The sequence below is a fragment of the Shinella oryzae genome (assembly GCF_023038235.1).
GTDB classification, from domain to species: domain Bacteria; phylum Pseudomonadota; class Alphaproteobacteria; order Rhizobiales; family Rhizobiaceae; genus Shinella; species Shinella sumterensis.
The window spans coordinates 604314-623228 of sequence record NZ_CP081988.1 but is presented as its reverse complement, the minus strand read 5'-3'; the positions used below and the strand labels follow the sequence as shown (position 1 = coordinate 623228).

18 protein-coding genes are annotated in these 18915 nt (G+C 63.5%); 14 read left to right on the top strand and 4 right to left on the bottom strand.

Annotation, left to right across the window (positions count from 1 at the left end):
• Positions 1-6: 6 nt before the first annotated feature.
• From K6301_RS19035 to K6301_RS19025, 3 genes are all read left to right on the top strand, one after another.
• Positions 7-1014 (top strand): DctP family TRAP transporter solute-binding subunit, encoded by a 1008-nt coding sequence (locus tag K6301_RS19035; protein WP_247222115.1) that lies wholly within the window; start codon positions 7-9, stop codon positions 1012-1014.
• A gap of 75 nt (positions 1015-1089) precedes the next feature.
• On the top strand, positions 1090-2514 hold the full coding sequence (locus K6301_RS19030; protein WP_247222113.1) for an FAD-binding oxidoreductase: 1425 nt from the start codon (positions 1090-1092) through the stop codon (positions 2512-2514).
• Positions 2511-3308, top strand: a complete 798-nt coding sequence (locus tag K6301_RS19025) for an HpcH/HpaI aldolase family protein (protein WP_247222112.1) — start codon at positions 2511-2513, stop codon at positions 3306-3308. Before K6301_RS19030 ends, K6301_RS19025 begins: the two co-directional genes overlap by 4 nt.
• A gap of 98 nt (positions 3309-3406) precedes the next feature.
• Here the strand turns inward: K6301_RS19025 and K6301_RS19020 are convergent, their stop codons facing one another.
• Positions 3407-4621, bottom strand: coding sequence for an MFS transporter (locus tag K6301_RS19020; RefSeq protein ID WP_247222111.1), 1215 nt, complete (start codon positions 4619-4621; stop codon positions 3407-3409).
• 310 nt (positions 4622-4931) lie between these two features.
• Between K6301_RS19020 and K6301_RS19015 the strand changes: the two genes are divergently transcribed.
• The 11 genes from K6301_RS19015 to ehuA all read left to right on the top strand — a co-directional run bounded on the left by K6301_RS19015 (position 4932) and on the right by ehuA (position 14922).
• The gene (locus tag K6301_RS19015) at positions 4932-5165 is read left to right on the top strand and encodes a hypothetical protein (protein ID WP_247222110.1); all 234 of its coding nucleotides are present in this window, start codon (positions 4932-4934) and stop codon (positions 5163-5165) included.
• A gap of 37 nt (positions 5166-5202) precedes the next feature.
• A complete protein-coding gene (locus K6301_RS19010; RefSeq protein ID WP_247222109.1) occupies positions 5203-5871 on the top strand; it encodes a hypothetical protein in 669 nt (222 codons plus the stop codon).
• 188 nt (positions 5872-6059) lie between these two features.
• Positions 6060-7508 carry a MocR-like ectoine utilization transcription factor EhuR gene (gene ehuR, locus K6301_RS19005; protein ID WP_247222108.1) on the top strand — a complete coding sequence of 483 codons (1449 nt, stop codon included), beginning with the start codon at positions 6060-6062 and terminating at the stop codon, positions 7506-7508.
• Between the two features lie 68 nt (positions 7509-7576).
• Positions 7577-8596, top strand: coding sequence for a hydroxyectoine utilization dehydratase EutB (gene eutB / locus K6301_RS19000; protein WP_247222106.1), 1020 nt, complete (start codon positions 7577-7579; stop codon positions 8594-8596).
• A complete protein-coding gene (eutC, locus tag K6301_RS18995) occupies positions 8593-9606 on the top strand; it encodes an ectoine utilization protein EutC (RefSeq protein WP_247222104.1) in 1014 nt (337 codons plus the stop codon). The genes eutB and eutC overlap by 4 nt, the downstream gene beginning before the upstream one ends.
• Positions 9603-10781, top strand: coding sequence for an ectoine hydrolase DoeA (gene doeA / locus K6301_RS18990; protein WP_247222101.1), 1179 nt, complete (start codon positions 9603-9605; stop codon positions 10779-10781). The genes eutC and doeA overlap by 4 nt, the downstream gene beginning before the upstream one ends.
• 4 nt (positions 10782-10785) lie before the next feature.
• Positions 10786-11802, top strand: coding sequence for a N(2)-acetyl-L-2,4-diaminobutanoate deacetylase DoeB (doeB, locus tag K6301_RS18985; protein ID WP_247222099.1), 1017 nt, complete (start codon positions 10786-10788; stop codon positions 11800-11802).
• Between the two features lie 60 nt (positions 11803-11862).
• Complete coding sequence (ehuB, locus tag K6301_RS18980; protein WP_247222098.1) at positions 11863-12714, top strand: ectoine/hydroxyectoine ABC transporter substrate-binding protein EhuB; 852 nt, start codon at positions 11863-11865, stop codon at positions 12712-12714.
• A gap of 61 nt (positions 12715-12775) precedes the next feature.
• Positions 12776-13441: an ectoine/hydroxyectoine ABC transporter permease subunit EhuC gene (gene ehuC, locus K6301_RS18975; protein ID WP_134646680.1), complete on the top strand. Its 666-nt coding sequence runs from the start codon at positions 12776-12778 to the stop codon at positions 13439-13441.
• 12 nt (positions 13442-13453) lie between these two features.
• Positions 13454-14146: an ectoine/hydroxyectoine ABC transporter permease subunit EhuD gene (ehuD, locus tag K6301_RS18970; RefSeq protein ID WP_247222096.1), complete on the top strand. Its 693-nt coding sequence runs from the start codon at positions 13454-13456 to the stop codon at positions 14144-14146.
• Entirely contained in the window at positions 14143-14922 is a 780-nt protein-coding gene (gene ehuA / locus K6301_RS18965) for an ectoine/hydroxyectoine ABC transporter ATP-binding protein EhuA (RefSeq protein ID WP_247222093.1), read from the top strand. Before ehuD ends, ehuA begins: the two co-directional genes overlap by 4 nt.
• 39 nt (positions 14923-14961) lie before the next feature.
• Here the strand turns inward: ehuA and K6301_RS18960 are convergent, their stop codons facing one another.
• From K6301_RS18960 to kdpC, 3 genes are read right to left on the bottom strand one after another with little or no spacing between them, the layout of a single operon-like run.
• On the bottom strand, positions 14962-15651 hold the full coding sequence (locus K6301_RS18960) for a response regulator (RefSeq protein WP_247222092.1): 690 nt from the start codon (positions 15649-15651) through the stop codon (positions 14962-14964).
• Entirely contained in the window at positions 15651-18338 is a 2688-nt protein-coding gene (locus K6301_RS18955) for a sensor histidine kinase (RefSeq protein ID WP_247222091.1), read from the bottom strand. The genes K6301_RS18960 and K6301_RS18955 overlap by 1 nt, the downstream gene beginning before the upstream one ends.
• Positions 18339-18345: 7 nt before the next feature.
• A complete protein-coding gene (gene kdpC, locus K6301_RS18950) occupies positions 18346-18915 on the bottom strand; it encodes a potassium-transporting ATPase subunit KdpC (RefSeq protein ID WP_247222090.1) in 570 nt (189 codons plus the stop codon).

The window sequence follows — 18915 nt, the reverse complement described above, 5'->3', positions numbered from 1 at the left end:
GTGAAAATGAAACTCAAGATTTTCGCGGCCGCCTTGATGGCTGCCACCATGTTTGCCGGAGCGGCATCGGCCGAGTTCAACAGCCGCAATATCAAGGTGTCCAACGGTGCGCCGAAAGACCATCCGGTCGCGGCTGGCGTCGATGCGATGTCGGCGTGCCTGCAAGCCGGCTCCGACGGCAAGATGAAGCTTCGCGGTTTCTATTCCGGTGCGCTGGGCGACGATCTGGATGCAACACAGTCCGTGCGGTCCGGCTCGCTCGAAATGGTTGTCGCCGGAGCCGACGCGCTTGCCGGCATCGAGCCGGCCATGAACGTCTTCGGCCTGCCGTTCCTGTTTGCGTCGGATGCCGAAGCGGATGCCGTCCTGACCGGCCCCTTCTACGACTACCTCGCCAAGCGCATGCCCGATCACGGGCTGGTGCTTCTGTCGTTCTGGGAGAACGGTTTCCGCAACACCACCAATTCAAAGCATCCGATCGAAAAGCTCGACGATTTCCGCGGGCTCAATTTCCGCGTGATGCAGAACAACATCTTCCTCGATACCTTCCGCCGGCTCGGCGCCAATCCGGTACCGATGGCGTTCGGAGAGGTGTTCACCGCACTGGAAACCGGCGCCGTCGATGGCCAGGAAAATCCGCTGCCGCTGATCGAGGCTTCGAAGTTCTACGAGGTCCAGAAGTATCTCACGTTGACGCGTCATGCCTATTCGCCGACGCCGGTCATGTTCTCCAAGAAAGTGTGGGACGGCTACACGCCGCAGGAACAGGAACTGCTGCAGACGTGTGCTACGCAGGCGCGTACCGCTCAGCTGGAACGCAGCCGTGCTGCCGCCCTTGAGGCTCTCGAAGCCTTGCGCGGCCACGGTGTCGAAGTCGTGGAAACGCTGGGCGACGCCGAGATGGAGCGTCTGCGCGAAGCGATCAAGCCCGTCTACGACGCCAACAAGGCGTCCATCGGCGAAGAACCGTTCAAACTCGTTCAGGACCAGCTTGCCGCCATGCGCGGCCAATAAGCTCGATCCTCCCAACCGACGGCGCGGTCCGCCGCGCCGTCGGACGCAGTCAACAGTTTCAGGACCCATCACGATATGATCGCCCAAGCCCGCGCCGGTGAATGCATTCAGGCGCTTTCCGCCATTCTGGACCGAAATGCGCTTCTGACCGGAGCGGACATTCCCGCCCGCAACACGGCGGATACGAGCTTTCTGCCGCCGGTCCGTCCTCTCGCGGTCGCACGTCCCGACACCCCGCAAGGCGTTGCCGATGTGCTGCGCATATGCGCCGCGCATGATGTCCCGGTGGTGCCGCAGGGCGGCCTGACCGGGCTTGCCGGCGGCGCACATCCGATCGAAGGAGCGGTTGCCCTTTCCCTTGAGCGCCTCCAGGGCATCGAGGAGATCGACGCCGCAGCCGCCACCATGACGGTCAGGGCGGGCACGCCGCTCGAAGTGATCCAGAAGGCCGCGGATGAGGCAGGCTTCTTCATTCCGCTCGATCTCGGCGCGCGGGGCAGCTGCGCCATCGGTGGCAATCTCGGAACGAACGCCGGCGGCAACCGCGTCATCCGGTACGGTATGGCACGCGAAATGGTGCTGGGCATCGAGGTGGCTCTGGCCGACGGCACGTTGATGACCAGCCTCAACAAGATGATCAAGAACAATGCCGGTTTCGATTTGAAGCAGCTCTTCATCGGGTCGGAAGGCACGCTCGGCGTCATCACGCGCACCGTCTTGCGTCTCCATCCGCAACCCGGCTGCACGATGGCGGCGCTTTGCGGCGTCGATGATTACGGCAGCGTGGTCAAGCTCCTGAACGGCGCGCGCCGCGGGCTTGGTCCGCTCCTGTCGGCGTTCGAGGTTATGTGGCCGGACTACTGGCATGCCGCGACGGTGCGTGTGCCCGGTATCCGCCGCCCGGTCGAGGGCGACCACGCGTTCTATGTGCTTGTCGAAGCGCAGGGCCTTGACGAGCAGGTGGACGGCGGACGGTTCCAGAGCTGGTTGGAGAGCCAGTTCGAGGCAGGCCTTATCGCCGATGCGGCCATTTCCCAGAGCAAGGCGGACACGCTGGCCTTCTGGCGCACCCGCGATGCTGCAGGTGAATTCCAGACCGTGCTCGGCCCGCATTGCGCCTTCGACATCGGCCTGCCGGTTGACGCCATGGACGATTTCGCCAAGGCGTGCCGGTCGCGCCTCGAGGATGAAGTCCCAGGCTGCCTGTCGGTTTATTACGGCCATATCGGGGACGGCAACCTTCACATCGTCGCGCTCGTCGAAGGTGCCGCAACGCAGCCCGCAGCCGATATCAACCGGATCGTCTATGAGACGGTGCGCGCCTTCGGGGGCACTGTCTCGGCAGAGCACGGCATCGGCACGGTCAAGAAGCCCTATCTGCCCTATTCGCGCAGCGCCGAGGAACTCGCCCTGATGGCGACCATCAAGAAGGCGCTGGACCCGAAGAACATCCTCAACCCTGGCAAGGTCATCGATCTTGATGTGGAGGCGGCATCGTGAACCCGATCAAACAGCGTATCCTTGCTGGCGAAACCGTCACCGCCGCCTGGTCGGAGATGGGAAGCCCCGACAATGCAGAGGCCATGGTGATGAATGGCTGGCCGGTCATCGTCATCGACGGTGAACACGGCATCGGCGGAATCGAGGAGGCGGTGCATGTCGCGCGCGCGGTCGAAGCCGCCGGCGGCGAGGTCGTCATGCGCGTTCCGGATGGCTCGGAGACGACGCTGAAACGCGTACTCGACCGGGGCATCCGATCCCTGATCGTGCCGCAGGTCAACACAGCCGACTATGCGCGTTCCATCGCTGAATTCTGCACCTATCCGGCCCGCGGACGCCGCGGCTATGCCGCTCCGATCGTCCGGGCCTCGCGCTACGGCGCGCGGCCCGATTATGCGAGCAATGCACATGACGAATTGCTGCTGATGGTGCAGATCGAGCATCACCAGGCGGTCGAGAACCTTGCGGCGATCGCTGCGGTGCCGGGCATCGACATGCTTTTCGTCGGGCCGAACGACCTCGCCGCATCGATCGGCAAGATGGAGCGCATGCTGGAGCCCGAGCCCCAGGCCTTGCTGAAAACGATCGAGGACGGCGCGGCGAAAGCCGGTAAACCGCTCGGCACGATCGTCGGGGCGGGTCGCGATTTCGCCGATCTTGCGCGCCTGGGCTATCGGTTCATCATCGGCACTAACGATGTCTCGCTGATCGTCAACGGTGCCCGGCAGGCCGCCGCCGAACGCGACAGGCAACTCGGTGTGGCCGACGAAACCGCCGCTGTGAAGACCTACTGAGCGGGTGAGGGAGGCGCGCGGCTGCGCGCCGCTATTCCGGCGGGATCTGGCGAGGCTCTTCATCGCGAGAGCGTCGCTGCGCTGCCGCCCGCGATATTCTAACCCGCAGCCAGCTGTCCTTCTGTCTTGGGGAACGGTTTGAACGTCATGGCGATAAGGAAAGCTCCAAGGCCCATGCCGCAGGCGCCGAGGTAGAGCCAGGTATATGTGGCGAAGGTGTCGTAGATCAGGCCGCCGGCCCAGGGGCCGAGCGCCATGCCGAGCCCGCCGGCCATGCCGGTGCCGCCGATGATCGTGCCCATCATTCTCTGCGGAAAGTTTTCACGCGCCAGAACGGCATAGAGCGGCATGACGCCGGAATAGATGAAGCCGAACATGGCTGCGACGGCATAGAATCCCTCCAGCTGGCGGACGAAGAAAAAGAAGAATGCCACGATCGCCTGCGCAAGAAGGCCCAGAACAAGGATGTTCTTGGCGCCGAAGCGGTCGGCCAGCAATCCGAAGGCAACACGACCGCCCAGTCCGGCGAAGCCCTCGACGCTGTAGATCGTCACGGCCGCAATCAGGGGGATGCCACAGCTGACGGCATAGCCGACGGTATGGAAGATCGGACCGGAATGGGTGGCGCAACAGAAGAAGTTGACCAGCATCAGGATGATGAAGGGCTGCGATCGGAGCGCCGTTCCAACGGACATCGGGGTGCCGGCGTCGCTTTCCGCAAGGGTCGCATTGCCTTCCTCGCCGGTCTCCGGAGGTTGCCGCAGGAAAAGCGAGATCGGTAACATGGTGGCTGCCGCAAGGACCGCGATCGCAAGCATTGAAGAGCGCCAGTCGTAGGTCGAGACCAGCCAGGCCGCGAGAGGCGACACCGTCATCGGCGCCATGCCCATGCCCGCTGACACGAGCGAAACGGCCAGACTGCGCTGCGTATCGAACCAGCCCATGACCGAGGCCATGAGCGGCGGGAGGATCGCTGCGATCGACAGGCCGACCAGCAGGCCGAAAATCAGCTGGAATTCATAAAGCGAGGCCGCGCGGCTCGCCCATGCCAGGCTGCCGGCGAGCGCCGCAGATCCTGCCAGCACGACCGGTCGCACACCGATCCGGTCGGACAGCGAGCCGAACACGATGCTGCCGAGCGCCATCGCGAGGAACGCAATTGTCATGGCGGTGGATATTCCAGTGACCGACCAGCCGGTCTCCGTCACGATCGGTCGGATGAAGACTGGCAGGGTGAACATGGAGCCTATGGCCACGCAGCCGAGCAGACCGCCGGCAGCCACGACAACCCAACGATATCCGTTCTTGCGCATGCTGTTTCTCCGTGACGGTTTCGGCCGGGCAGAATGTCTTGCATCGCTTTTGGGTGGGCGCAGTTCGACGCGACTGTGGTAAAGACGTTTGCCGGCGTCAATTCCCGACATACACGCAATTTTTCGAACACGGCATCGGCAGGCACGGTTGGAACCGACGTTCTGACGATCGCATCGTCAGCATATCTGCCGACGCTTCGTTTCCGGAATCCCTTGTTGAAGTCCATGGAGGCCAGTAGATCGGGATAGCCAGGGCTGCTAATGCGGGGAATGTGGCGGTCCTCCGCCGGATAACGACAGGAGTACCGACATGAGCGAACCGACAGTGGCAGAGGCAGTGGAGCGCATTTATGGATCGCTTCAAGCGGATAATGCAGACATCGATGTGCACATCGCGACCCTGAAGGCCGCGTTGGCGCGGGGAGGGGTGAAAGAGGCCGTGTTCGACCCCGTGAGGCTCGTGCAAAACAACCGCTCCGGCAGAAAGCTCATGCAGGCTTATTTTCGCCAGCGTGGCGTGACCGTGAAGTATTCGGGTTCGTAAAGCCTGCCGTGACCTCAATCCGAAAGGTGCAGACGGAATGGCCGTGATCAAAACCTATCTGAGCGCGTTCATCGCTGTTGCGTTCCTGTGCCAACCGGCAGTCAGCGGAATGGCCCATGCCGAAGACCTGCCGGCGGAGCAGGATGCATTCGAGCTTACGCCCGAAATCCTCGCTGCGCTCGCGGAGTGTCGCGCGCCTCGCGAAACCCTCGGCGAAGCCGGAATGGCGCTCTTCATGGGCGGCACCATTCCGGATTGGCTCTCGCCGGTCGATGATGACGGCCATGATGGAATGATGGGGCTCGAAACCTTCGACCTCAAGACGCCGATCACCGTGTTTGGCGCATCAGCGACACGGATCGCGTTCCTCCAGGAATGGGTCGTGACGGAACGGGATTATGATGCTGCCCTCGCGACGATCCGGACGCAGGACATGAAACGCGCGCCGATCAAGCTGACCGAGCAGTATTATCGTTTCGTCGATCCCGAGAGCGGGCCGATGATCGGCGCCTTTGCGCCAACCGATGACGCCCTGGCCATGATGCTCGGCATGCCGGCAGACGCGGGAAAACCCAAGACGATGTTTGTCGGCTGCAATTATACGGTCGCTTCGCAGAAAGACTTCCTCGATGCGGCCGCCAAAGCCGATTCCATGGCCGGTGATGCGGGACAAGATATCCAGGAGATGCTGGAAGGGGAGCCTTGAACGGCAACGGCCAAGACGGGAGATCGAGTGTTGGCCGCGTTGATGAATTGCGTGCCGGCGCGGTGAACTAAGGGCTCCTTCCGGGAAAGTTCGAAAGCAAGTCATGCCAATGCGGCGCACGGCGCTTCATCTTTTGTTTCAAAAGTGCATAATGTCATGACATAGTTGCTTTTGAAGCGAGACAATTCATGCGTCGCCACGCCAATCCCCTTGCCGTCGATCCGGTTCCTGCCACAAAGGCTGTGGCGTGGCGCCCGGTCCTGGCAAAGCAGAAGGGTGAGACGAAGCATGCCGCCCTCACGGAACGTATCATCGCCGACATCGATTCCGGCCTTCTCAAGCCGATGGACCGCATGCCGACCCATCGTGATCTGGCACGCGAACTCGGCCTGTCGGTGCAGACCGTCAGCCTCTCCTACAAGGAGGCGGAGCGGCTCGGTTATCTGAGCGGTGAGATCGGCCGGGGGACCTTCGTCAAGGCGCGGGTGACGGATCGCGCCGGTCGCATGATGCTCGACCAGAGCCACAACGAGGTGCTCGACCTTTCGATCATCCGTGCCGTCTATCTCGATGCGCACGACGCCGCTTCGCGCGAGATCTTCCATGAGCTTGCCGATAGCGATATCGCAAGCTTCATGCGGCCCTGCCGTCCGATAGCGGGGCTGGAGCGCCATCGCGAAATCGCGCGGCTTTGGTTGCAGCCGCTGGGGGTCAGCGCGGGCGCAGAGCGCATCCTGGTGACGAACGGTGCCGCCCATAGCATCTTCCTCGCGCTCAGCTGCGTCATTCGCTCCGGAGACGTCGTCCTGTGCGAGAATCTTACCGACCACGGCATCATCGGCCTGTCCAACATCCTCGGCTTCAGCCTGAAGGGCCTGCCCACCGACAGGGAAGGCATTCTGCCCGAGGCTCTGGAGGCGGCCTGTGCCGCGGGTGGTGTTCGGGCACTGGTCCTTATCCCGACACTCAACAACCCGACCGGCCATGTTGCCGGCGCCGAGCGCAGGCGCGCCATCGCAGAGATCGCGCAGCGTCATGGGGTCTTCGTCATCGAGGACGAGGTCTACAGGCCGATGATCGATGAGGATCTGCCCTCGATCACCGAACTGCTGCCGGAACTCGGTTTTTTCGTCACGAGCTTTACCAAGACAGTGCTGACCGGCCTGCGTGTCGGCTATCTCGTCGTGCCGCCCGCCTATTCCATCCGCGCGGCGTCCATCCTGCGTGTGTCGAGCTGGAGCGGCACTTACCTGACCGCCGAGATCGCCGCGCGCTGGGTCGAAAACGGCACGGCACGGCATCTGCTTTCGCTGCAGCGGGAGGAGGCGAGGGTGCGCCAAAGCATCGCCGCGGAGATCCTGGGTGATCATTTTGCGTCAAGCCATCCGCTTTCCCTGTGTGCCTGGCTGAAGCTGCCTCAGCAATGGACCGAGGACGGCCTTGTGCGCTCGCTCGCCAACCAGAATGTCGCGGTCACGCCGTCGGAACCCTTCATTGCCGGTCCCGGCCATGGTGGCGGCATCCGCATCTGCCTCGGCGGGCGCATGAGCCACGCGAACCTGAGAAAGGCGCTGACGACGGTGCGGCATGCATTCGAGCAGTTGCCCCCGGTCTACGACGTGGGCGCCATCGGCTGACCACGGCCAAAGATAATCATTGAATCATTACAATATAATAATTGACATGATTTTATTTCGCTCTCAACATGACAATCATGAAGAGCGAAATCCAGGCCCGATCAATCGAAGACCAGACCCTGCCGGTGTGCCTCGCCGATATCGAGCGCGCGGCCGCGCGCATCCGGGATCGTGTGACGCGCACGCCGCTCGTTCGCTCTGCCTCCCTGTCCCGGCTGACCGGCCAGCCCGTTCACCTGAAACTCGAAACGCACCAGCCGATCGGCGCTTTCAAGCTGCGCGGTGCGACGAACGCCATCGTTGCGCTCGATCAGGCGGCGCGCGAACGCGGCCTCGTGACCGCCTCCACGGGCAATCACGGCCGGGCGGTCGCCTATGCTGCACAGATGCTCGGCATTCCCGCGACGATCTGCATGTCTTCGCTGGTTCCGGCCAACAAGGTCGAGGCCATCAGGGCGCTCGGCGCTGACATCCGCATCGTCGGCGTCTCGCAGGACGACGCACAAGAGGAGGTCGACCGCCTCGTCGCGGATCATGGCCTGACGCCGATCCCGCCTTTCGATCATGTCGACATCGTCGCCGGGCAGGGCACGATCGGCCTCGAAATCGTCGAAGACCTGCCCGACCTCTCCACCGTTCTCATTCCGCTCTCCGGTGGAGGCCTGGCGGCTGGTATTGCCGTCGCGGTCAAGGCGTTGAGGCCGCAGGCTCGGATCATCGGCATTTCGATGGAGCGCGGCGCGGCGATGCATGCCTCCATCACCGCCGGCCGGCCGGTTGCGGTGCGCGAGGAGCAGACGCTGGCGGATTCGCTCGGTGGCGGCATCGGCCTTTCGAACCATGTGACCTTCCCGATCTGCCGCGCGTTGCTGGACGATATCGTCCTGCTGACCGAAGACGAGATTGCCGGGGGCATTCGCCATATCGCGCGCGAGGAGAACGAGGTCGTGGAGGGAGCCGGCGCAGTCGGTGTCGGCGCCATTCTCGCCGGCAAGGTAAAACTGTCCGGCCCCACGGTCGCCATTCTCTCCGGAAGCAATATCGCCCCAGACGTTCATCGGCGTATCATCGAGGGAGACGCCGCATGAGCCGCATTCTCATCCTGACGGAAAAGGACCTGCGCGCCGCGGTTCAGCTGGATGCATCGGCCGTCGATTGCGTCGAACAGGCCTTTCTGGCGCTCGCCACAAAACCGGTCGCCATGCCGCCGATCCTGCGGCTCGATATTCCTGAGTTTCGCGGCGAGGTGGACGTCAAGACGGCCTATGTGCCGGGCTTCGACGGTTTTGCCATCAAGGTCAGCCCCGGTTTCTTCGACAATCCGAAGCTCGGCCTGCCCAGCCTGAACGGGCTCATGATCCTGTTCAGCGCGAAGACCGGTCTCGTGGAAGGCCTTCTGCTCGACAACGGCTATCTGACGGATGTGCGCACGGCAGCGGCCGGTGCCGTCGCTGCCCGGCATCTGGCGCGTGAGGACGCCTCCGTCGCCACCATCTTCGGTGCCGGCATGCAGGCGCGGATGCAGCTCGCAGCGCTGACTCTTGTCCGTCCGATAAGGTCGGCGCGAATCTGGGCCCGTGACCATGCCAGGGCGGAGACGCTGGCCGCCGAATGCACACGCCAGTATGGCATCGACGTTACCGCCGTCGCCGATCCGCGCGACGCGATGCGCGGCAGCCATATCGTCGTCACTACCACGCCTGCGGAAAAGCCGATCCTGATGGCTGAATGGCTGGAAGCGGGGCAACATCTCACCGCGATGGGATCGGATTCCGAACATAAGAACGAGATCGATCCCGCCGTTTTCGCCCGCGCCACCTATATTGCCGACCGTCTATCGCAGACCCGCATACTCGGGGAGCTGCACCACGCCATCAAGGCGGGCCTGGTCGGTGCCGATGATCCGTTCGCCGAACTCGGCGCCGTGATCGCCGGCTCGGCAAAGGGCCGGACGAGCGCCGATGACATTACCTTCGCCGACCTGACCGGCACCGGCGTGCAGGACACCGCGATCGCCAATCTCGCCGTCAGCCGTGCAGCGGGTGTCGGTAGCGGGCAGACAATTGAAAACGAAAGAGAAATGGGAGGTGACGCGTGAGCGTGACGCTGAATTTTACGCGCGAGGAATATGCCGCGCGTCTGTCCAAGACCCGCCATGCCATGGAGGCGGCCGGGATCGATCTCCTCGTCGTCACGGACCCGTCCAACATGCATTGGCTGACCGGCTACGACGGTTGGTCCTTCTACGTGCACCAATGCGTTCTGGTGCCGCCGAGCGGCGAGCCGATCTGGTATGGCCGCAAGCAGGATGCCAACGGCGCCAAGCGCACCGCCTATCTCCACCACGACAATATCATCGGCTATCCCGACCATTACGTGCAGTCGACCGAGCGCCACCCGATGGACCTGCTGTCGCAGATCATCGACGAGCGCAAATGGTCGGGCCTCACCGTCGGCGTCGAGATGGACAACTACTATTTCTCGGCCGCGGCCTTCGCCTCGCTGCAGAAGCACCTGCCGAACGCCCGTTTCAAGGACGCGGCCGGTCTGGTGAACTGGCAGCGGGCCGTCAAGAGCCCGACCGAGCTCGACTACATGCGCAAGGCCGGCAAGATCGTCGAGCTGATGCACAAGCGTATCGTCGACGTCGTCGAACCGGGCATGCGCAAATGCGATCTCGTCGCCGAGATTTATGACGCAGGCATTCGCGGCACGCCGGAATTCGGTGGCGATTATCCGGCGATCGTGCCGCTTTTGCCGTCGGGCGCCGATGCTTCTGCGCCGCATCTCACCTGGGACGACAAGCCGATGCGGTTGGGTGAAGGCACCTTCTTCGAGATAGCCGGTGCCTACAAGCGCTACCATTGCCCGCTGTCGCGCACCGTCTTCCTGGGCAAACCCACGCAGGCCTTTCTCGACGCCGAGAAGGCGACGCTTGAGGGCATGGAGGCGGGCCTTTCCGCCGCAAAGCCCGGCAATACCTGCGAAGACATCGCCAATGCCTTCTTCGGCGTGCTGAAGAAATACGGGATCATCAAGGACAACCGCACCGGTTACCCGATCGGGCTTTCCTATCCGCCGGATTGGGGCGAGCGCACCATGAGCCTTCGCCCCGGCGACCGGACGGAGCTGAAGCCCGGCATGACGTTCCATTTCATGACCGGCCTGTGGCTGGAGGATATGGGGCTCGAGATCACCGAGAGCATCGCGATTACCGAGACGGGCGTGGAATGCCTGTCCAACGTACCGCGCCAGCTGTTCGTGAAGGGCTGATGGTATGTTTAACAATGCCGCGCTGCGTCCCTCGCCGATCACGCCTTCCGTCGATTTCGACGCGAAGGGCCTGCAGCATGGGCACCTGCGCCTGCCCTACAGCCGCGACGACAGCGCTTGGGGCTCGGTGATGATCCCGATCTGCGTCATCGCCAACGGCGAGGGGCCGACGGCCCTTCTGACCGGCGCCAATCACGGTGACGAGTATGAGGGGCCGGCCGCACTGTTCGAACTGGCGCAGGCGCTCAAACCGTCCGAGGTAAACGGGCGCATCATAATCGTTCCCGCACTGAACTACCCCGCCTTTCGGGCCGGCACGCGCACGTCGCCCATCGATCGCGGCAACCTCAACCGCAGCTTCCCGGGCCGTCCGGATGGAACGGTGACGGAGAAGATCGCCGACTACGTGACGCGCCATCTCATCCCGCTGGCCGACATCGTGCTCGACTTTCATTCCGGCGGCAGGACGCTGGACTTTCTTCCCTATGCCGCCGCGCACGAACTTCCGGACAAGGATCAGGAAGCCCGCTGTTTTGCGGCCGTCGCCGCCTTTGCGGCGCCTTTTTCCATGAAGATGCTGGAAATCGATGCGGTCGGGATGCTCGACACCACCGTGGAGGACATGGGCAAGGTGTTCGTCACGACGGAGCTTGGCGGCGCCGGCACTGCCACGGCGCGCTCGATAGAGATTGCGCGCAAGGGGAGCCTCAACCTCCTGCGACATGCCGGCATCCTCTCGGGTGAACCCGACAGGGCGCCGACGCGTTGGTTGGACATGCCCTCGAGCGACTGCTTCACCTTTGCCGAAGACGAGGGGCTGATCGCCTTTGCCGTCGATCTCGGCGATGCGGTCAGGACGGGCGACGTGGTCGCCCATGTCTATCCCGTCGGCAAAACCGGCATTGCGCCCATCGCGTATCGCGCCGCCATGGATGGCGTGCTCGCGGCGCGCCACGTACCCGGCCTGATCAAGGCCGGCGACTGCCTTTCCGTGATCGCCACCGTCACGGAGGAAACCTAGCCGTAAACGACAGCGAGATCCGAAAACGGACCGCATAACCCCAACCAGAGGAGAATGCACATGCCTATCAAGAAAATCGCCGGCCTTTCCGCCCTTGCGCTGATCTTCGCCGTTACGTCGGCTAATGCGCTGACGCTCGAGGAAGTGAAGGAACAGGGATACATCCGCGCCGCAACAGCCAATGAAGTTCCCTATTCCTACATGCAGCCCGACGGCACGTCTGCGGGTATCGGACCGGATGTCGCCACTGCCGTTCTGAAATCCATGGGGGTCGAAGAGATCAACTGGACCGTCACACCGTTCGGCACGCTGATCCCCGGCCTCAAGGCGAAGCGCTTCGATTTCGCCGCCGCCGAGCAGAACATCTCGCCGGAGCGCTGCAAGCAAGTCGCCTTCACCGAGCCGAACTCGTCCTATGGCGAGGGCCTGCTGGTCAAGAAGGGCAATCCGAAGGGCCTGAAGACCTATGCCGACATCGCCAAGGACCCGTCGCTGACGGTCGCCGTCGTCTCGGGCGCCAACAATGTCGACTTCCTGCGCGCCGTCGGCGTGAAGGACGAGCAGATCGTCTTCATCCCGGCCAATGCGGACGCCATCCCGACGGTTCAAAGCCGGACCGATGCCTATGCGGCAACCGAACTGACCGTCGCCGCGCTCGCAAAGGATCAGGCCCAGGTCGAGCAGGTCGCACCGTTCGAAGATCCGGTCGTCGACGGCGCGCCGGTTCGCAACTATGGTGGCTTCGCGTTCCGTCCGGAAGACAAGGAACTGCGTGACGCCTTCAACGCCGCGCTTGTCGAGTTCCGCAAGACGGACGAGTACAAGACGATCCTCGCCAAATACGGCTTGTCCGAGCAGAGTATCGAAGCGGCTGCAGGCAAGAAGGTCGAAGACCTCTGCGCCGGTAAGTAACGGCAAAGGCGCTCGATCGTCGTCGGTCGGGCGCCACTCCTTAGGACCGGGAGACTTCTGCATGGACTGGACAGCCTACCTGCCGATGCTCTGGCAAGGGGCATTCGTCACGATGACGATCACACTCGCGTCGATTGCCGTCGGCGCGGTGCTCGCCTTCGTGTTCGGCATCATGCGCGTGGAAGGAGGACCAATCCTCTCCACCATCGCGCTGTGTTACACGGAGGTGTTTCGCGGCACATCGCTGCTCGTTCAGCTCTTCTGGTTTTATTACGCGCTGCCGCTTGTCGGACTGAGCTTCGATCCGATCACGACCGGGATCCTGGTGCTGGCGGCCCATGCTGGTGGATACGGCGCGGAAATCGTGCGCGGGGCGCTGTCCTCCGTTTCGACGCAGCAGCTCGAGGCTGCGCGCGCCTTGAATTTCAGCCGCTTGCAGACGCTCTTTCGGGTCTCGCTGCCGCAGGCGATCGTCGAGATGATGCCGGCCTTCGGGAACCTGGCCATCGAGACACTCAAGCTTTCATCGCTCGTATCGCTGATTTCGATTGCCGATCTGACCTTCGCGGCCCAGTCGATCCGCAACATCACGCTTGATAGCACGAGCATCTACTCGATCACGCTTCTCTGCTACTTCGCCATGTCCCTCGTCCTCATGGTGGCGATCCGCGTGGTCGAACGCCTCGTGCGACGCGGCCAGGCGTTCCCGCAGATGCCCCGTTCGTGAGGATATGATCTGATGATGTACGGATACGAATGGGATACGACGACGTGGCTCACCTACACGACCTCGATCCTGCCCATTATCCTGATCGGCCTGACCGTCACCTTGAAGGCGGCCGCGGCGGGCTTTGCCATCGCGTTGGTGCTCGGTTTGGCCTTCGCCCTGCTGCGCCGCAGCCGGCTGGTCGCGATCTCCTGGACGACGGCTGTCATCGTGGAGTTCCTGCGCGACACGCCACTCCTGGTCCAGCTCTTCTTCCTCTACTATGTGCTGCCGGAGTTCGGCATCGTGCTGCCGGCATTTCTCACGGGCGCGCTGGCACTCGGCCTGCAATATGCGGCCTACACATCGGAGGTCTATCGCGGCGGCATCGAGGCCGTGGCGCGCGGCCAGTGGGAGGGGGCAACGGCGCTCAACCTCACCCGCATGCAGGCCTACCGTGATATCATCATTCCGCAGGCCATTCCGCGGATCGTGCCGGCGATGGGTAACTATCTCGTCGCGATGATCAAGGAAACGCCGGTCCTGTCCGTCGTCACCGTCATGGAAATGATGGGGCTCGCCAACATGATCGGCGAACGCACCTTCGAATATCTCGTTCCGCTGACGCTCGTCGGCCTGATCTTCCTCCTCCTGACGCTGATCTGCTCGGCCGGTCTCCACCGGCTGCAGAAAGCGCTGCCAAAAGCAGGAATCCCCTTGCGATGACCGAAGACAATACCGCGCCCATCATCGAATTCTCGAACGTCGCCAAGCGCTTCGGCCCGTTGACGGTGCTGGACGACTTCAATTTCAATGTCAGGATGGGAGAAAAGGTCACGCTGATCGGTCCGTCCGGTTCGGGCAAGTCGACCGTCCTGCGCATCCTGATGACGCTCGAGCCCTTTCAGGACGGCAAGCTGACATTGTCGGGCATGTCCTATCACGAGCCGAACGGCAAAGGTCCCTTCAAGGCGTCCGAACGCCATCTTCGCCAGATCCGCACCCATGTCGGCATGGTGTTCCAGAGCTTCAACCTGTTTCCGCACATGACGGTGCTGCGCAATGTGGTGGAAGCGCCGCTGCGCGTTCTCGGCATTGCGCGCGCGGAAGCGGAATGCCGTGCGCTGCAATTGCTGGACATGGTGGGGCTGGCGGACAAGAAGGATTTCTACCCCTCGCAGCTGTCCGGTGGGCAGCAGCAGCGCGTCGCGATCGCCCGCGCACTCGCGATGCGCCCGAGGGTCCTGCTTTTCGATGAGCCGACATCCGCACTGGATCCGCAGCTGGTGGGCGAGGTGCTCTCCGTCATTCGCGGCCTCGCGCACGAACATGACCTGACCATGCTGTTGGTGACGCACGAAATGCGCTTCGCCCGCGAAGTCTCCGATCGTGTCTGCTTCTTCGACAAGGGACGCATCTGCGAACAGGGCGCGCCGGACGAGATCTTCGGCGCGCCGCGCGAGGCGCGGACACGCGAATTCCTGTCGTCGGTTCTGGCTTAGCCCGATGCTTAGACCGCCATCTGGCGGACGGTTCGTGAACTAATCCGGCTCAGCCATGCGGTACCCGACGCCAGGCTCCGTGCGCACGATCCGCGGCTGGGTGGGATCCCGTTCGATCTTCTGGCGAAGCTGGCCGATGAAGACCCGCAGATAATGAAGGTCCTCGCCATGGGCAGGACCCCAGACACTCGTCAGCAGGGTTCGGTGGGTGACCACGCGGCCGGCGTGGCGAGCAAGCAGAAGCAGCAGGTCATACTCCTTGGGCGTCAGGTGCACGGTCTCGCCTTCGCGCGAGACGAGCCGCTTGATCGGATCGATCGTCAGGTCGTCCACGTCCATGACGCTGGGAATGGCGTCCCGCCGGCCGCGATGGCGCAGCGCAGTGCGGATGCGTGCGGTCAGCTCCCCGATGCCAAACGGTTTTTCGACGTAGTCGTCGGCTCCAAGATCGAGGGCCGCGATCTTCTCGCTTTCGCGGTCGCGGGCCGAGAGGATGACGATCGGGATGTCCGACCATGCCCGGAGGCTCGCGATCACCGCCTTGCCGTCCATGTCCGGCAGGCCGAGATCGAGGATCACGAGATCGGGCGCCTGGGTGGCAACGAACTTGAGCGCTTCGCCGCCGTTTAGGGCCTCGATCACCTCATAGCCTGCGGCGATCAGCGAGGGCTTCAGGAAGCGCTGGATCTGCGGTTCGTCATCCACGACAAGGATACGGGACTGGTTCATCAGGCATTGCCCCTTGCTTCTGCACTTCCGGGAAACCGCATCACGATGCGCGTGCCCCGCTTCCGGAGAGCCGGGCTCTCGGCATGGATCTTTCCGCCCATCGCCTCGATGAAGCCGCGCGCAATGGATAGCCCGAGCCCTGTGCCGGGCGCGCGCCCGTCCGGGTTTCCACGGCGATAGAATTTTTCGAAGATGCGGTCCAGGTCTTCTGGTGGGATGCCCTTGCCAAGATCGGTGACGGAGATGATCACATCCTTGCCCTCACGACGCGCATAGACATTCACCGGCTCCCCGGCCCCATACTTGATGGCATTGTCGAGCAGATTGAACAGCACCTGCGAGATGAGCACGCTGTCGCCGCGTATCAACGGCAGATCGGTCGCAATGCTGGTTTCGATGATCTGTCCCGGGGCGTGCTTGCGCGTGCGCTCGACGGCGGACTGCACCACGTCGGTGACGTCGATCCAGTCCCGCTTCGGTTTCAACGTGCCCGCCTCGATCCGCGTCATGTCGAGCAGGTTGGCGACGAAACGGCTCATCCGGCCGCTTTCCTCCTCGATCGATTGCAGGAGGTCGCTGCGGCTCTCCGCGCTCATCCGTTCGCCGAGCTCGCGAAGCGCGGTGACGGCGCCGGTGATGGTGGCGAGGGGCGTCCTCAGGTCATGCGAAATGGATGACAGCAGCGCGTCGCGATAGCGCTCCCCCTCCAGACGCGCCGCCTGGACGATCGTCTCATCCGCCAGCCGGGCACGATCGAGAGCGATAGCCGTCTGGTCGAGAACGGCGCTCAGCATGCGCTCCGCATTCAGGTCGAGCGGCTCGTCGGCATGCTCGACGCCACAGACCCCGACGATGCCATGAGGGCCAAGCAACGGGCGGAACTCGAAACGGCTGTTGGGAAGTGTCCCGGTGCCGCGGCCCGCCGGCTCGCGTTTGTCGTTGGTCCAGCGCGCGGCGGTGAGGTCGGTAACGTCAAGGTCCGTATCCGGTGGCCAGGCCGCCGCGACACCGAGGTCGCCCTTGCGGGCAAGCAGGAAAACGACGTTGCGCCGCAAACGCGACTGGAGTTGCGAAACGGCCAGCCAGATCGCGTCCTCGCTCTTTTCCGTCGTTGCGAGCTTGCGCGAGAAATCGTGAAGCGACTGAAGCTCCGTTGCCCGCAGGCCTGCCACCTCTGCCTGTTGCCGGATGCGGGAGGCGAAACCACCCGCAATCATCGCCACGATCAGAAACACGAAAAGCGCAAAGACTTCATGCGGCGCGGCAATCGTGAAGGTGCGCTGCGGGTCTATGAAGAAGAAGTTGTAGGCGAGGGCAGAAAGAACCGCCGCCAGGAATGCGGCGACGTAGCCCCCGGTGACGGAAGCGCCGAGCACCGAGAGCAGGAAGAGCAGCGAGATATTGGGCAGATCGACGAAGATATCGATCGTCTTGCCCAGCAGCACGGTCAGCGCGACGAAACCTGCGGCGCTCAGTGCCGATTGTCGCCACGCCTGCATCCTGGGGAGCGCGAGCGGACGCCGCATGCGCTCGCCCGAAGGGCCGTCCGGCGTCACGATGTGAATGCCGAGGCCGGCCGCATCGTTCGCCAGCGCCTCTGGGAGCGCCTGTTTGACATGCTTCCGCCAGCCGGCGCGTTTCGGTGTGCCGATCACGATCTGGGTGACATGTTCCCGACGCGCAAGCTTCAGGATCTCATCGACGAAGTCGTTGCCGATCACGCGGCGCGTCTCCGCGCCGAGTTGCTCGGCCAACCGGAAGAGCGTCTCGATCCGCTGTACGTGCCCCGGCGTGTCCGCCTCCCGGTCGGCCCGCTCGATCGATACGACGAGCCAGGGCGCGTTGAGCCCGGAGGCGAGGCGACTTGCCACTCGCACGACCTTTTCCGACAGCGGGTCGGAGCCCACGCAGACCAGCAGCCGCTCGGCCGTGGCCCAGGGGCCGTCGATCGCGTTCTGCTTTAGATAGTCGACCATCTGGTCATCGACACGGTCGGCGGTGCGGCGAAGAGCCAGTTCCCGCAGCGCCGTCAGGTTGCCGAGGCGGAAGAAGCGGTCGACCGCACGGTTCGCGCTTTCCGGCAGATAGACCTTGCCGTCCCGCAGCCGCTCGATCAGTTCGGACGGTGCAAGATCGACCAGCAGCACCTCGTCGGCCCGCTTCAGCACGATATCCGGCACGCGCTCGCGTACTGACACGCCGGTGATCTGCGCGACGACATCCGCCAGGCTCTCGAGATGCTGGATGTTCAAGGCCGTCCAGACATCGATGCCGGCCGTGATGAGTTCCTCGATATCCTGGTACCGCTTGGGATGGCGGCTGTCGTCGGGGTTGGAATGGGCGAGCTCATCGACGATGACGATCCGCGGCCGCCTTGCCAGGGCCGCGTCGAGATCGAACTCGTCGAGCATCCGTCCGCGATAGGCAATCCGGCGCCGGGGCAGGACCTCAAGCCCGTCGAGCAGTGCTGCCGTTTCACTCCGTCCATGGGTTTCGACAAGCCCGACGACGACATCGACGCCATCGGCCTTCAGGCGCTTTGCCCGAGACAGCATGGCATAGGTCTTGCCGACCCCGGGTGCTGCGCCGAGGAAAACGGTGAGCTTGCCCCGACGGTCTTTCTCCGCCAGGGCAAGCAGGGCATCCGGGTCGGGACGTCGCGCGTCCCTGCGGTCGTCATCCGCCATCAGGCTCTCACATCTTCAACGCATCGAGCGCCAGGTTGAGCTCTAGCACATTCACCCTCGCTTCGCCGATAATACCGAAGGTCGGCTCTTCGATGTGCTGCTTGACGAGCGAGGCAACGCTTGCCGGCTCCAGCCCCCGTGCCTTGGCGACGCGCGCGACCTGCGCTTCGGCAAAGGCCGGCGAGATATGCGGGTCGAGGCCGGAGCCTGACGTCGTGACTGCGTCAGCCGGTATCGGAGAGGGCATGCCTGCGGCGTTCAAGCGGGCGATATCGGCTGCGACGCGATCCCGGAGCTTGGCCGAGGTGGTGCCGAGATTGGAGCCGGACGAGGCGGCGGCGTTGTACGGATCCGGGCCGGTGGCAGACGGGCGCGGCCAGAAGTAGCGGTCGGTCGTGAAGTTCTGCCCGATGAGCGTTGAACCGACCACCGTGCCGCCCCGATCGATCAGGCTGCCATTGGCCTTTTGCGGCATCACCGCCTGGGCGACGGCGTTGATAGTAAGCGGATAGACAAGGCCGGTGAGGACGGTCAGGGCAACGACCAGGGTGAGGGCGGGTCTGAGTTGATTGAGCAT